We start from the raw sequence: 13,682 nt of genomic DNA on the forward strand, positions 1-13,682 counted from the left end.
GATTCTGTGATACAATGATGGCAGTCCATAGTGATTGCCCTCCCTCTGTAGAAGTTGTGTGGTAACTTCATTCTACCACGGGGAGAGAAATCACTATGGATTTTTTACTCAAGTGTCCAACTTGATTTTACAATCAACCCATAATTAAAAAAGGAGATGATTAATAAATGAAAAAGGTAAGGACGACGATATTATTGAATCTTATAAATATTCCTAATTATTATTTTCTTCTTTTTGTTGATGAAGAAATATGCTTCTTTAATGCAATGATAGCTATGGCCCTATTTGTTCTTACTTTGATCCCTTTGCAGTTTAATGATGATGATTAATAAATATGAAAGGTAGTGATATAATGGATATTCATGGATGGATATTATGCATAGAACTTCTATTTTTGCTCGTGCTACTTGTTGGATGGATGGGATGAATATACAAAAAAGATGTACTACCGACTATACAGGACTATGCTAAGGATGGATGTACAGATGAAGTCGGATGTGAAGTAAGTAACTACATTGCATCGCTAACGTTAGTTTGAAATTAGCCTGCAGAAACCATGAATTCCCAGCAGTCTACACGGGCGATAGTGACCAACTTCGTAGTTCGGACAGAATAATAGCTGCTGCCATAGCAACTGATGATGGCGGATTTTAGAAGATTTTTAGAAAACAAGAAAAATTGGGAAAAATCGAAAAAATCAATTCAAGAAAAAAGTACCGGATTTAACCACTTTCAGTTAAATCCGGTGCTTTCTTGTGGCGGAGAAGGAGGGATTCGAACCCTCGAGACCCTTTAGGAGCCTACATGATTTCCAATCATGCGCCCTCGACCAACTAGGCGACTTCTCCAGACGGTATTCACTTGCCGCTGTCAAGCGACAGCGTTATTATTATAGCAAAGAACGGCGGAAAGTCAAGGACTATTTTTCGGGAAATCGAAAAATATCGGAAAACCGGGCGGAGGGAGGTCCCTCCGCCCGGCTTGCGCCGACGCTCAGCGCAGATTGGACATGATGTTGTCCACGGTGTGATCCACGGCGACACCCATTTTCTGGATCCGCTTTCCCACCTCTGTCTTTGGCCGGTGGCCCATGGGCATCATCAGCCCCAGCGTCACGCCGGCCATCATGCCGGCGCCCATACCGAACCAGAACCCGGTATCACTTTTCATCTCAGTCACTCCTTCTATCGGCATGTGTGTAGTATTGACGAAAGGAGGGGAAAAAACACAGGGGGAATTTGGTTTGTCAGCGGCAGGAAAATTATATATAATGTTGAACGAACAAAAAATCGCCCCGGCCGGGGCGGGAACGGAAGTGACGAAGATGACGAAGATTTACCTGATCCGCCACGCGGAGGCGGAGGGCAATCTCTACCGCATTGCCCAGGGCCAGCACGAGAGCCTCATCACCGACCGGGGCTTCCGCCAGATTGAGGCCCTGCGGCGGCGGTTCGACGGCGTGGAAATCCACGGGGTGTACAGCAGCGACCTCTACCGCACCCAAGTCACCGCCGGCGCCATTTACATCCCACGGCAGCTGCCGCTGCGCCTGGTGCCGGGGCTGCGGGAGATCTGCGTGGGCAGCTGGGAGCAGAAAACCTGGGGCGAGATCGCCCGGGACGACCCGGAGCAGATGAAGAATTTCTCCTTCCGCCTGGACAAATGGCAGGTCCCCGGCGCGGAGACGCCGGAGCAGGTCCGGGACCGGGTGCTTGATGCCGTCCGGACCATCGCCCGGGAGAACGAGGGAAAGACGGCGGCAGTGTTCTCCCACGGCTGCGCCATCCGCATTCTGCTGGCCACGCTGCAGGGAATCGGCATTGACGCCATCGGCCGGACGCCCCTGGGAGCCAACACGGCGGTTTCCCTGCTGGAGGCCGACGGGGAGGAACTGCGGGTGGTATACCGGGACGACGTGACCCACCTGACGGAGGATCTGACCCGGAAGCACAGCGGCCGGCAGGCGAAGCCCCTGGACCCGGGCCTGATCTTCACCGCGCCGGCAGCCGGGGAGCAGGCGGAGCTGCTGAACCGCTGGACCGCCGCCGCGGCCGGGGACAGCGGCTGCGTTCCGCAGGTGCCGGAAAATGCCCCGGCGCTGCTGGGCTGGCTGGACGGCAGGCCGGTGGGCGCGGTGCGGACGGACCCGGACCGGGAGGCGGACCGGAAGCGGGGCTGGCTGCCGGTGTTCTATGTGGTGCCGGAGCACCGCTGCCTGGGCTACGGCGTTCAGCTACTGGGCCAGGCGGTGATGTATTACCGCCCCCTGGGCAGGGAGACGCTGTGCGTTTCCCTGCCGGAGGGCAGCGAAACGGCCCTGCGGTTCTTCACGGATTACGGCTTCCGTCCCACCGGCGAAACCACGGCGGCGGGGGAGCGGGTGCTGGAAAAGGACATCGCCTTCCGGGACCTGCCCCGGTTCGGCTGAGACATATTCCCCCAAAAGGCTGCATAAAATACCCGCGGCTGACCGGCAAGCCGCGGGTATTTTCGCGCCGTCCGGCGCGGCGCTGCTGGCGGCGTGAGGCCCTCCGGACGGCGAAATATGCCGGAATCTGTGACAAATTGACCCACAACCGCCGGGAAACCGGGGCGGGTTTTGTCCTGTCTGCCGCTTGTGAAAAATCCTGCGTGCTGATACAATAATGCGGAAAGAAAAAACTGACGAAACGAGGACGCGCGCATGTTTCAAACGGTGATTTTTGACCTGGACGGCACCCTGCTGGATACCATCCGGGACCTGGCCGGAGCGGGAAACCACGTCTGCCGGGAGAACGGCTGGCCGGAGCACACCCTGGAGGAGTTCCGGAAAATGGTGGGCCACGGCATCCCCAATCTGGTGGAGCGGTTTTCCCCGGACAACTGCCGCAGTCCCCTGATGATGATGTCCACCCTGTCCCAGTTCTCCGAGTATTACGGCAAGCACAGCACGGACGAGACGGAGCCCTACGACGGCATCCCGGAGCTGCTGGCGGAGCTGCGGGCACGGGGCGTGAAGCTGGCGGTGTGCTCCAACAAGGCGGACGAGTTCAGCCAGACCATTGTGGAGCACTATTTCCCCGGTGTGTTCCAAATGGTTCTGGGCAAGCGGAAGGACATCCCCACCAAGCCGGACCCCGCCGGCGCGGCGCTGATTCTGCGGCGGCTGGAGGCCGACCCCGCGTCCACCCTCTATGTGGGGGACAGCGGCGTGGACATGGAGACCGCCCGCAACGCGGGCCTGCCCGCCTGCGGCGTCACCTGGGGCTTCCGGTCCCGGCAGGAGCTGGAGAGCTGCGCCCCCCGCTATCTGGCGGACACCGCGGCGGAGCTGCGGGCCGTCATTCTGGGCGAATAACGAAAAGTACGGAGCCCACGGCGCCGATGCCATGCGGTTCAGGGATGAAAAGTCCCCACCCCATTCAAAATGGGGTGGGGACTTTTTCACGCGGCACAGGCCGATACTCTGTATTTTGAATTCCGGAGAATCTGCCCCGCGAACCGGCATTTTAATCGGCAATTGCCTTTTTACAGTGGAGAATGACCGCGGCGGCGATTCCCGCGAAAACAGAGCCGCAGCGCGCAATATGACGGAATCCGTCGTCACGGTAACTGCTGTCAAACCAGTTCCATGAACCGGAATTATCATTCGGAAAGAGGATGATCCCGCAATACCGCAGAATTCCGTATAACATTCCGGCAGTCAGGACCAATGAAAGCAGCAGAAAAGCCACTTTGAAAGGCTTGCCGAAACCATACCGCTCTAAAATCCATTGCGCGATGCCGAAGCTGATTCCCGCCAGGATCAGCAGCAGCGGCAAGTGTATCCATACTGTAAGAATCAACAGCTTCATCATGTTCGCTGCCTCCAGTATCATCGATCCGTATGACTGCTTCTCTGCTCAAATGGCAGTATAGCATCATTTCACTCCGTAATCTACGCCATTTACCAAAAAATATGGCTATGGGAGTCCGGCTGATCCGCGTCCGTTTACCGGTGAAAGACCGAGAGGGTGTCGGGGGCGTATTCCTCCATGGTCGCCACGCAGACCAGCTCCTCCATGGCGGACACGGCGGCCAGAGCGCACAGCCCGGCGGCCAGCAGCCGGAGGTCCGTGAAGGGCAGCGCCAGCGGCGCGGCGAAAAGGGCAAGCCCCGTGGCCTTGTTGGCCACGGTGTGGAGGATCGTCAGGCGGTGAAACCAGACCGCCCCCACGGCGTAAGCGGCCAGACGGACTGCCGCGATGGCGGCGCAGGCGGCTGCGGTCCAGCCTGGCAGCCGCGGCAGCACCGCCGGCAGCAGCCGCGCCAGCGCGGCGGCCAGAAACACCAGGTCGGCCAGGCTGTCCAGCCGGGCGCCGGAGGCACCGGCGGTGCCGGTGTGCCGGGCGATGGGGCCGTCCAGCAGGTCCGAAAGCCCACCCAGAGCGTACAGCGCCAGAAAGGGCGGGGACAGAGGCTCCGCCCACAGAAGCCCCAGGGCGGCGGGGAAGCGGACCAGGGTCACCAGATCCGCCGGGGCAGGCACCTTCACGGGCATCGCTCCTTTCCGGGTGAAAATAAAACAGCGCCTGTCCGCGGACAGGCGCTGTCAAAGACTGCAATCAGTCGGTCACGTAGGGCAGCAGAGCGATCTGACGGGCGCGCTTGATGGCCTCGGTCAGCTGGCGCTGATGCATGGCGCAGGTGCCGGTGGTCCGACGGGGCAGGATCTTGGAGCGCTCGGAGACGAAACGACGCAGCTTGGCGGCGTCCTTGTAGTCGATCTGCTCGCACTTCTCAGCGCAGAACTGGCAGACCTTGCGGCGCTTGCCACGGTTCATCGGGCGAGCGGGCCGATTTTCACGATCCATAGGCATGGATAAGTTCCTCCTTTAAAGAATTTGGCGCGTAGATGCGCATCAGAACGGCAGTTCGCCGTCCTCCTCGCCGATCTCGGCGAAGTCGGAATGCCCGCTGACCGGCGGATTAGAGCGGCCGGGAGCAGGGGCGCTGTAAGAAGGGGCGTAGCCGCCGTCGGCGGAGTCCCTTCTGGAATCACCGAAATACACGTTGTCGGCCACCACCTCGGCGGAGCGGCGCTTGCCGCCGTCGCGGTCGGTCCAGTCGCGGATCTGCAGCCGGCCCTCCACCACCGCCATGCGGCCCTTGGTGAAGTACTTGCTGACGAACTCCGCGGTGGAGCGCCAGGCAACGATATCAATGAAGTCCGTCTCCTTCTCGCCGCTCTGGGACTTGAAGTCCCGGTCCACGGCCAGGGAGAAGGACGTCACCGCCGTGCCGCTCTGGGTGCGGCGCAGCTCGGGGTCCCGGGTCAGACGACCCATGAGGATAATCTTGTTCAGCATGATTGCTCCTTACTCGCCCTTGCAGACGATCAGGGAACGCATGATGCCGTCCGTGATACGCAGGATACGGTCCAGCTCCTTGGGGAAAGCGGGCTCGCTGGTGAAGCTCATCAGCACGTAGTAGCCGTCTTCCTTGTAGTTGATGGGATAGGCCAGCTTGCGGGTGCCCCACTCCTCGACCTCCACGGCAGAGCCGTTCTGCTCAGCGAGAGTCTTGAACTTTGCCACCAGAGCGGCAATGCCCTCCTCACCCTGTGCAGGGTCGATGATGTAGACGACCTCATAATTGGCGGAAACCTTAGCCATTTTTTGCACCTCCTTTTGGACTGATGGCCCTCACTCTCCGGTGAGGGCAAGGATTGCCTGCATACTGCAAGCCAGACTATTATACCGAAAATGCCGCAAATGTCAAGAAAAAATTTGATTTTTCCTGAGAATTCAGGTCAATACCCCCTGGAGCAGCCACAAAAGGAACAGATGGACGGGATAGAAGGCATAGCAGGCGTACTGAAAGGCCCGGCTGTGGTAACCCTGCCGCCCCCGGTACAGCCAGATCAGGGGGAGGGAGAGCAGGGCGAAGCCCTGCTGGGGGAAGAAGAAGGAGAAGCCCCCCAGGCTCACGGGATAGCTGAGTCCGCCCAGAATCTCCAGGTTGATGAAGGCCATGGCCAGCAGCTGGCCCAGGCGGTTCCACCACCGGCGGCCCCGGAAGAAGTAGAAGGTCAGGACCATGAATACCCCGGCAAAGTGGAAATCGGCGAAGGACACCAGCCCCAGCAGAAAGCCTAGAATGACGGTGGCCGCGGCGGTGAGGCCCCGGAGCCACAGCTGTCCCTTTCCCCTGGCCCATTCGTTGCAGGCAATAAGCCCCAGGCCGATGAGAAAGGTCCACAGCACGTTCTGGTGGACGGGATAGAATACCGTGCTGCCCATCACCAGGTCGAAGGGCACCTCCGAGAGCAGGGCAAACAGAAACAGCCGGCCCGCGTACCGCTTCAGGCTGTGGGTGTGGAAATAGCCCTCCACCAGGAGAAAGGCGAAGATGGGAAAGGCCAGCCGTCCCACGCAGGTGAGCCATTCGTTGCCGGGGATGACGGTGGCCCACAGGTGGTCGCAGAGCATGAAGGCCATGGCCAGCAGGTGCAGGGAGCAGGATGTGGTTTCCGGAATGATACGGTGGTTCATGGGGTACCTCCAGTCGAATGGTGAGATTGCGGGGTCATCGTACCATGGAAAGGCCGGCAGGTCCATCACAAAACGGTAACAAAAAACCTCCCGCCGGGGACGGCGGGAGGAAAAGGTGTTCAGCGGCGGAATTTTTCCACGGCTTTCAGCAGCAGAAGCCCCAGCACATAGCAGGCCAGGGCCTCCCCCAGGCCCACGGTGAGGGCATTGTAGGCGAAAGCAGCGGGGAAGGCGGCGGAGAAGCCGGCCTCGTAGTAGGCGATGAGGCCGCCCACGATGACGGCGTTGCAGATCACCGGAGGCAGGGGAGCCGTCCAGCGGGAGCGGCAGCGGCGGGTCCACATGGCCGCCAGCAGCGTGGCCAGGGAGCCGAACACAATGTCCAGCACGCCGTAGGGGCTCAGCAGGTTGGCGATGAGGCAGCCGACGAACAGGCCGGGAACGGCCTCGGGCATCAGGAAGGGCAGCACGCACAGCGCCTCGGAGAAGCGGCACTGGACGGGGCCGTAGGCCACGCCGAAAACGGACGCGAAGTAGGCCATCACCGCGTAGAGGGCGGCGATGACGGCGGCGGTGGTGAGCTGGCGGGTGGTGAATCTGGACATGAGAAAAGACCTCCTTCTGAAATGTGGGAGGCCTTCGGATGCACGCGGCAAAACACGCGGGAAAAGGCCCGCGCAGCCTCCATTTTTTGTTTAGAGAACGGTCGGTCCGGAGACCGCCGAACGAACACCGGGAAGCCCGGTGCTTGGACAGGGGGTGTGGAAACCTGTCAGGCGGGATTATACCACGGCCGTTTCCAAAAGAAAAGAGGGAATCGTGAAAAATCACGATTCCCTCTTAGTTTCTGCAGTTTACGGGACCACCGTCACCAGCGCCAGCTCTCCCTCGCCGGGCTCGTAAGCCGGGGCGTCGTCCCCCAGCAGGGCCAGCAGTTCTTCCAGCTGGGCGGGGGTCAGGGTGTAGCGGTCCCCCTCGGGACTGCTGTCCAGCGGTGTCCAGCTGTCCGCCAGGCCCTCCGCCTGGGCGGCGGTGACGGTCAGCCGGGCCAGCCAGACCTTTTCCGCGCTTTCCGCGGCGGTGACGGCCGTGGTGCCGGCGGCGGGGGCCTCCGCCGGGGGGGCGGAAGCCTGGGGCGCCTGGGCGGCCGGGGTCTCCGCGGGGGCGGTGTCCGTCTCGACGGCGGCCTTTTCCTCCGCCTGGAGAGCGCTCTCCGCGGCGCCGTTTTCCCCGGCGTTCCCCGCCGCGGCGGTGAAGAATTGGGGCGTTTCCCCGGTCCGGGGTTCCGCGTAGGCTTCCGCTATGTCCGTGCCCGCGGCGGCGCTGTCGGTGGCTGCCGCGGCGGCAGGGGCGGCGGCGGGAGCGGCAGCGGTGCTGGAGGAATTGCCGCCGGTCATGGGGGGCAGCTGGTTCACGGCCAGCACAATCAGCGCAAGACAGGCGGCCATGGGCACCAGGCGCTTCCAGCGGCCGGGCCGCTTTTGCGGCGCGGCGTCCGCCCGGATGGCGGCCATGACGCCGTCGGCAAAGCCCTCGGGGACCTCCGTGTCCTCCTCGTCGGGGAAGGCGTCCCGCAGCAGGGCCAGTTCGTTCAGATAGGCGCGGCAACCGGGGCAGCCGGCAATGTGGGCGCGGACCCGTTCCGCCTCTTCCGGGGTGCACTCGCCGTCAAAATAAGCGTCCAGCAGGGCCGCGTAGTCTTCACAGTATTTCATTTGCAGCCCTCCTTTTCTGTATGATTGGACGGCCGCGGCGGAGAAAAGTTCCCGTTTTCCACCAGAAATTTTCGCAGCAGCTTCCGTCCCCGGTTGATGCGGGACTTCACCGTGCCCAGGTCCGTGCCGGTGGTCTGGGCGATCTCGTCATAGGACAGCTGGTGCAGCTCCCGCAGAATCAGGGCGGAGCGGTAGCCCTCCGGCAGGGACTGCAGCCCCCGCTCGATGGCATGCCGCAGCTCTGCCCGCTCCGCCGCCTCCTGGGGTCCCTCACCGGGGTCCGACACCTCGAAGGACAGCTCCTCGTCGTCCAGGGACGGCCCGGCGGCCGCGGCGCGGCGCTGCTCCCGCCGCAGCAGGTCCATGCAGGCGTTGTGGGTCAGGCGGTAGAGCCAGGTGGCGAAGCTGGCGTCCCCCCGGAAGAAGGGGAGCCCCTGCCAGGCGGCCAGAAAGGCCTCCTGAGCCGCCTCCTGGGCGTCCTCGGCGTTGCCGCACAGCCGGGTGGTCAGGGCGAACACCCGCTTTTCGTACTGCCGCACCAGGGCGGCAAAGGCATCCTGATCGCCTTTTTTCGCGGCGGCGATCCACTCCGCTTCCCGGGGGTCGGGCTGATTGGGCGGTTTCATCGCAAATCCCTCTTGATCCCTTTCGTCACTTGATATACGTCCTCCAGCGTGTTCATGCGGACGATCTGTTCCTTGTAATATCCGGCGTGGGGCACGCCCTTGAGATACCAGCAGTAGTGGCGCCGGGCCTCCAGCACCGCCGCCCGCTCGCCTCGCTGCTGCGCCGACAGCTCAATCTGCCGCACCACGGTGTCGCACCGCTGACTCAGCGGCGGCAGCGGCGGAATGGGGGCGCCCTCCAGGGCGGCTTTGGCCTGCTGGAACAGCCACGGATTGCCGAAGCAGCCCCGGCCGATCATGGCCATGTCCGCCTTGGTGTGCTGCAGGATGCGGGGGGCGTCCTCCGGGGCGAACACGTCGCCGTTGGCGATGACGGGAATCCGGACCGCCTCCTTCACCTGACGGATGCAGTTCCAGTCCGCCTGACCGCCGTACATCTGGGCACGGGTGCGGCCGTGGACGGCAATGGCGGAAAGGCCCGCCTGCTCCAGCAGCACCGCCAGCTCCACGCAGTTGCAACTGCCCATGTCCCAGCCCCGGCGGATTTTGGCCGTCACCGGCACGGACACCGCGCCCACCACCGCCTCCACAATCCGGGCGGCCTTCTCGGGGTCTTTCATCAGTGCCGAGCCGTCGCCGTTGTTGACGATTTTCCCCATGGGGCAGCCCATGTTGATGTCCACCACGTCGGCGCCGGACAGTTCCAGGGCGATGCCGGCGGCCTCCGCCATGCAGACCGGGTCGCTGCCGAAAATCTGCACCGCGAAGGGGTGCTCCCCGGGGAAGGGCCGCAGCAGCGTCCGGGTCTTTTTGTCCTGATACACCAGCGCCTTGGAGGAGATCAGTTCCGTGCAGGTATAGCCCGCGCCCAGCTCCGAACAGATCTGCCGGAAGGCGGCGTCCGTCACCCCCGCCATGGGGGCCAGCGCCAGCCGGGAGTCGATATGCACCTTGCCGATATCCATGGGAGCACCTGCCTTTCCTCGAAAATCATCAACAGTCTACCATACCCGGCGGAAAAAAGCAAAGCCCCCTTGTCCGCCGGTTGCAAAAGGGAGCCTCCGGCGGTATGATAGCACTGAATCAGAACCGGAGGTGCGGAGGATGGCCATGAATCGGAATGACGTGCTGGCGCTGCTGGAGCGGGAGGGAATTCCCTATGAACTGGCGGAGCACCCGGCGGTGTACACCATCGGCGAGATGGAGCGGCTGCGCCTGCCCTTTCAGGCGCGGGTGGCGAAGAATTTGTTCCTGCGGGACGACAAAAAGCGGAACTACTGGCTGCTGACGCTGCGGGAGGACCGGCGGGCGGACCTGAAAGCCCTGCGCCGCACCCTGGAGAGCCGGCCCCTGACCTTTGCCTCAGAGGCGGACCTGCAGGCGCTGCTGGGCCTGGAGAAGGGGTCCGTCACCCCCTTCGGGCTGCTGAATGACACGGATCACCGGGTGCGCCTGCTGCTGGACGGGGTGTTCCGGGGCGGCTCCATCGCCGTCCACCCCAACGAGAACACCGCCACCGTCTGCCTGGGGACGGCGGACCTGGAGAGGCTGCTGCGCCGCCGGGGAGTGCCGGTGGAGTATCTGGAGCTGTGAAAAAAGCGCCGCTTCCGCGGCGCTTTTTCAGAATGCGGTTATTCCATCACAATGAGGGCCACGAACACCACCGGCTCATCGGTGCGGTTTTCAATGCTGTGGCCTTCGCCGTGGGCGGTGGCGGTGACGTCGCCGGGACGGAGGGTGATCTCCGTGCCGTTGTCGTTGACGGCGGCCTCGCCCTGGAGCATGAAGTAGAACTCCGTCTCATGCTGGTGGATGTGGTAGCCGATGGAGCAGCCGGGATCCAGGGTGATCTGGGAGAACAGGCGGGCGTGGCCGTACATCTGCTCCTTGGTGGCCAGGTCCAGGAACTTGGACACACCGATGCCCTTCTGAACGCCTTCCATGTTGCGGCGGGTTACGTTTTCGGCGGGGGTATACATCTCAAATCGCTCCTTTTCTCTCTGCCCGGGGCCTTGCGCCCCGCAAGGGCAGATGGTAGAATCAAGTGACAACAGTTTAGCAGATTTCCTGCCGGAAGTCCAGACGGCGGAGGGGACAGCTGCGAAAAAAGGGGAGGAAAACATGAGAAAAACATTGTGGATTCTGCTGCTGGCGGTGCTGCTGACGGCAGGCTGCAGCCGGCAGACCGCCCCGGCGGCCTCCTCTTCCGGAGAGATTGCCCCGGGGGCGTCCTCCTCCGCTCCGGCGGAGGAACCGCTGGCCATCGGGGAGCTGACGGTAGAGCTGCCCCGGGAGGTGGACCGGAAGGCCGCCCGGGCGGCCCTGGAGGGGCTGCCCGCGGCCATGGCGGCGGAGGGGGTCACGGTGGAGGCCGTGTCCCTCACCTACGGCGCCTCCCATGCCGCCATGGCGGAGGCAGTGGGAAAGGGCGGCGTGATGCTGGCCATCCTGCCGGCGAAGGAGCTGGCGCGGTTCGGCGGCGGCGCGGCGGTGATTCTGGGAGACGCCCGGGAGGGGTCTGAAACCGCCGGAACCATGGCCCGGGTCTGCGCCGCCCCCACGGAGTACGGCCGGACGCTGGCGGCGCTGGCGGAAAAGCGGCCGCTGACCTGGCAGGAGCTGGACCACGCCCGGTGGGGCGTGCTGGGGGTGGACTCCCTGGGGGGATATCAGTGCCTGGAGCTGTGGCTGGAGGACCATTACGAAGGAAGCGGCATCGGGGACCTGTCCTCTGTGACAGCCTACGGCGGCTGGGAGGAGCTGCTGCGCGCCGCGGCGGCAGGGGAGATTGACCTGCTGCCCCTGACGCCGGAGGCGGAAGAGGCCTACGCCGCCGCCTGGACGGAGGAGACCAACCGCACGGCAGCGGGGGGCCTCCGGGGCTTCGGCAGAAGCGAGGCCCTGGCGGAGGAAGTGACGGCGCTGGCGGAGACGGAGCGGCTGGTCAGCGTGGCGGCGGCGGTGACGCCCCATGACGCCGCCCTGAACGATCCCCGGTTTGCCGAGGCCCTGTGCCGGGCGCTGAACCGCCTGTGCGACGGCCCGGCGGAGCGGAAGGCGGCTCTGGGGGCGGAGTGGTTCGCCCCGCTGGCGGACAGCGATCTGGACGGGCTGCGGCGGCTGTGCTTCGGAACGTGAAACAATCCCCCGGAGAGTCTCCGGGGGATTGTTGTTTGAAAAAGCGGGGATACTGTTCTCAGCCTAGTTCGGCCAGAATATGGCGCAGAATGCGGGCGGTGAGGCCCCAGACGGCGTGGCCCTCGTACTGCCACACCGGCACCTCCACCTCCGAGCCGCCCCAGGGATAGTCCGGGCGGATGCCGGCCAGGGCGTAGGGAAAGTCCTCCGGCGCCCGGGCCGTCAGGGTGTAGTGGGACAGCGTGGGAGGCGTGTCCCGGAAAAAGGACAGCGGCGCCGTGAACACCTCCGCCACCTCAGCGGGGGAGGGGGACAGCTTCGCCAGCCCCGCCGGGGACACCAGGCCCAGCACCGGCTGAAGAAGAAAACCCTTCTGATGGATCAGAAAATCCGTCTGCCCCAGCAGCCGGATTTCCCCGGCGGGGATGGCCAGCTCCTCGAAGGTCTCCCGCAGGGCGCAGTCCGGGAAAGACTCCCCCGGCTCCGCCCGCCCGCCGGGAAAGCACACCTCGCCCGGCTGCTTCAATCCGGCGGACCGGACCTCCAGAAGAAGCCGCAGCCCGTCGGGACTCTCCAGAAAGGGCACCAGCACCGCGAAGCGCCGGCCGTTCATGGGGCCGGGAACATGGCCGCCCCAGCGGCTCTCAATCCGCTGCAGCTCCGTCATAGCAGAATGGTCAGGGCCGCCTGGTGGTTGCGGATCTCCACCCGTCCGGCGCTGGGGGCGTACTCCCCGTCCAGCGACCAGGGCAGGTCCTCCTCCGGCTCCACGGAGACGTGGGACACGTGGCGGAAGATGAGCCCGCCGGCGTCATATTGCTGGTTCAGCAGGGCCAGCAGCAGCTCCTGCAGCTCCGCGGCGGTTTTGGGCATGGGAATCAGCAGCATCTCAAACTTGCCGTCATCCAGCACCACCCGCTCCGGGTCCAGCTTCATCAGCCCGCCGATGGAGGTGGAGTTGCACACCGCGCCGAACAGGTACTCCCCGTCCAGCTCCTCGCCGTCCGCCGTCAGGCGCAGGCTATAGGGTCGCAGGGTGTTCAGGTCCTTCATGCCCTCCAGAATGTAGGCAAAGTGGCCCAGGGCGTTTTTGGCCGCCTGGGAGGCGGAGTAGGAGCTTTTGGTGAAGGCTCCGAAGGAGGCCACGTACACAAAGCAGCGGTCATTCCAGCTGCCTGCGTCCAGAGCGCGGGGCTGATGGCGCTCCACGGCCCGGGCGGCCTCCGCCGGCCGGGGGGAGATGCGCAGGCTGGAGGCGAAATCGTTGGTGGTGCCCCGGGGCAGGTAGGCCAGCAGAGGCGGACGCTCCAGCTGCAGCAGGCCGCTGACCGTCTCGTTGAGGGTCCCGTCGCCGCCGCAGCAGGCCACCACATCGTAGTCCCCGCCCTCATCCCTGGCGATGGCGGTGGCATCGCCGCGGGCGGCGGTGGTCCGCACCCGCACCAGATACCCCGCGTTGGAGAAGGCGGTGACGGCGTCAAACAGCGGACCTCGGGACTGGGTGCGCCCGGCGGCGGGATTGACGATGAACAAAAGACTCTTTTTCATGATTCGGACTCCTTGAAGTGGGGAAATACAGGGCGTTCAGAACCCGTTAAATGCTGTATCAAGGAGTATAGCATGCCAAATCCGGGATTGCAATTCCGTCGGCTGCCATGTAAAATAAAATCAGAGAAAAATATACGGGATCT

The 13,682-nt window shown here is 63.4% G+C and carries 18 protein-coding genes and 1 tRNA gene; 4 read left to right on the forward strand and 15 right to left on the reverse strand.

All coding sequences use genetic code 11. The features are described 5' to 3' along the window. Window positions 1-756: 756 nt before the first annotated feature. A tRNA-Ser gene (locus SOX55_RS04350) sits at window positions 757-848 on the reverse strand. A 145-nt stretch (window positions 849-993) separates the two neighbouring features. After that, the gene (locus SOX55_RS04355) at window positions 994-1,170 is read right to left on the reverse strand and encodes a hypothetical protein (protein WP_325286213.1); all 177 of its coding nucleotides are present in this window, start codon (window positions 1,168-1,170) and stop codon (window positions 994-996) included. A gap of 154 nt (window positions 1,171-1,324) precedes the next feature. Here SOX55_RS04355 and SOX55_RS04360 point away from each other — a divergent pair, with 154 nt between their 5' ends. Both SOX55_RS04360 and SOX55_RS04365 read left to right on the forward strand, forming a co-directional pair. Continuing rightward, window positions 1,325-2,428, forward strand: coding sequence for a bifunctional histidine phosphatase family protein/GNAT family N-acetyltransferase (locus tag SOX55_RS04360; protein WP_325286214.1), 1,104 nt, complete (start codon window positions 1,325-1,327; stop codon window positions 2,426-2,428). 255 nt (window positions 2,429-2,683) lie between these two features. Continuing rightward, window positions 2,684-3,337, forward strand: coding sequence for an HAD family hydrolase (locus SOX55_RS04365; RefSeq protein ID WP_325286215.1), 654 nt, complete (start codon window positions 2,684-2,686; stop codon window positions 3,335-3,337). A 151-nt stretch (window positions 3,338-3,488) separates the two neighbouring features. Here the strand turns inward: SOX55_RS04365 and SOX55_RS04370 are convergent, their stop codons facing one another. The 10 genes from SOX55_RS04370 to dusB all read right to left on the reverse strand — a co-directional run bounded on the left by SOX55_RS04370 (window position 3,489) and on the right by dusB (window position 9,818). Beyond that, window positions 3,489-3,836, reverse strand: a complete 348-nt coding sequence (locus SOX55_RS04370) for a hypothetical protein (protein ID WP_325286216.1) — start codon at window positions 3,834-3,836, stop codon at window positions 3,489-3,491. 134 nt (window positions 3,837-3,970) lie between these two features. After that, window positions 3,971-4,513: a CDP-alcohol phosphatidyltransferase family protein gene (locus tag SOX55_RS04375; RefSeq protein WP_325286217.1), complete on the reverse strand. Its 543-nt coding sequence runs from the start codon at window positions 4,511-4,513 to the stop codon at window positions 3,971-3,973. A gap of 70 nt (window positions 4,514-4,583) precedes the next feature. Next, window positions 4,584-4,838 (reverse strand): 30S ribosomal protein S18, encoded by a 255-nt coding sequence (rpsR, locus tag SOX55_RS04380; protein WP_325286218.1) that lies wholly within the window; start codon window positions 4,836-4,838, stop codon window positions 4,584-4,586. Window positions 4,839-4,880: 42 nt separating this feature from the next. Beyond that, window positions 4,881-5,327, reverse strand: coding sequence for a single-stranded DNA-binding protein (locus tag SOX55_RS04385; protein WP_325286219.1), 447 nt, complete (start codon window positions 5,325-5,327; stop codon window positions 4,881-4,883). A gap of 9 nt (window positions 5,328-5,336) precedes the next feature. Further along, window positions 5,337-5,633 carry a 30S ribosomal protein S6 gene (gene rpsF, locus SOX55_RS04390; protein WP_325286220.1) on the reverse strand — a complete coding sequence of 99 codons (297 nt, stop codon included), beginning with the start codon at window positions 5,631-5,633 and terminating at the stop codon, window positions 5,337-5,339. Window positions 5,634-5,765: 132 nt separating this feature from the next. Next, complete coding sequence (locus SOX55_RS04395) at window positions 5,766-6,512, reverse strand: TraX family protein (protein WP_325286221.1); 747 nt, start codon at window positions 6,510-6,512, stop codon at window positions 5,766-5,768. A gap of 119 nt (window positions 6,513-6,631) precedes the next feature. After that, window positions 6,632-7,117 (reverse strand): QueT transporter family protein, encoded by a 486-nt coding sequence (locus SOX55_RS04400; RefSeq protein WP_325286222.1) that lies wholly within the window; start codon window positions 7,115-7,117, stop codon window positions 6,632-6,634. Window positions 7,118-7,366: 249 nt separating this feature from the next. Then, window positions 7,367-8,227, reverse strand: coding sequence for an anti-sigma factor family protein (locus tag SOX55_RS04405; RefSeq protein ID WP_325286223.1), 861 nt, complete (start codon window positions 8,225-8,227; stop codon window positions 7,367-7,369). After that, on the reverse strand, window positions 8,224-8,853 hold the full coding sequence (locus SOX55_RS04410) for an RNA polymerase sigma factor (RefSeq protein WP_325286224.1): 630 nt from the start codon (window positions 8,851-8,853) through the stop codon (window positions 8,224-8,226). Before SOX55_RS04410 ends, SOX55_RS04405 begins: the two co-directional genes overlap by 4 nt. Continuing rightward, window positions 8,850-9,818: a tRNA dihydrouridine synthase DusB gene (gene dusB, locus SOX55_RS04415; protein ID WP_325286225.1), complete on the reverse strand. Its 969-nt coding sequence runs from the start codon at window positions 9,816-9,818 to the stop codon at window positions 8,850-8,852. The genes SOX55_RS04410 and dusB overlap by 4 nt, the downstream gene beginning before the upstream one ends. Window positions 9,819-9,957: 139 nt before the next feature. On the opposite strand from dusB, the gene SOX55_RS04420 reads away from it, so the two are divergent. Then, on the forward strand, window positions 9,958-10,446 hold the full coding sequence (locus tag SOX55_RS04420) for a prolyl-tRNA synthetase associated domain-containing protein (protein WP_325286226.1): 489 nt from the start codon (window positions 9,958-9,960) through the stop codon (window positions 10,444-10,446). Window positions 10,447-10,484: 38 nt separating this feature from the next. Here SOX55_RS04420 and SOX55_RS04425 read toward each other — a convergent pair whose 3' ends face one another. Beyond that, window positions 10,485-10,832 (reverse strand): cupin domain-containing protein, encoded by a 348-nt coding sequence (locus tag SOX55_RS04425; RefSeq protein ID WP_325286227.1) that lies wholly within the window; start codon window positions 10,830-10,832, stop codon window positions 10,485-10,487. Between the two features lie 142 nt (window positions 10,833-10,974). Between SOX55_RS04425 and SOX55_RS04430 the strand changes: the two genes are divergently transcribed. Next, window positions 10,975-11,991 carry a hypothetical protein gene (locus SOX55_RS04430; protein ID WP_325286228.1) on the forward strand — a complete coding sequence of 339 codons (1,017 nt, stop codon included), beginning with the start codon at window positions 10,975-10,977 and terminating at the stop codon, window positions 11,989-11,991. Window positions 11,992-12,049: 58 nt separating this feature from the next. Here the strand turns inward: SOX55_RS04430 and SOX55_RS04435 are convergent, their stop codons facing one another. Together SOX55_RS04435 and SOX55_RS04440 are read right to left on the reverse strand one after the other, a co-directional pair. Further along, window positions 12,050-12,658: an NUDIX hydrolase gene (locus tag SOX55_RS04435; RefSeq protein ID WP_325286229.1), complete on the reverse strand. Its 609-nt coding sequence runs from the start codon at window positions 12,656-12,658 to the stop codon at window positions 12,050-12,052. Further along, window positions 12,655-13,539: a diacylglycerol/lipid kinase family protein gene (locus SOX55_RS04440; protein ID WP_325286230.1), complete on the reverse strand. Its 885-nt coding sequence runs from the start codon at window positions 13,537-13,539 to the stop codon at window positions 12,655-12,657. Before SOX55_RS04440 ends, SOX55_RS04435 begins: the two co-directional genes overlap by 4 nt. Between the last annotated feature and the right edge of the window lie 143 nt (window positions 13,540-13,682).

This window comes from Dysosmobacter sp. (genome assembly GCF_034093755.1).
GTDB lineage: Bacteria > Bacillota > Clostridia > Oscillospirales > Oscillospiraceae > Oscillibacter.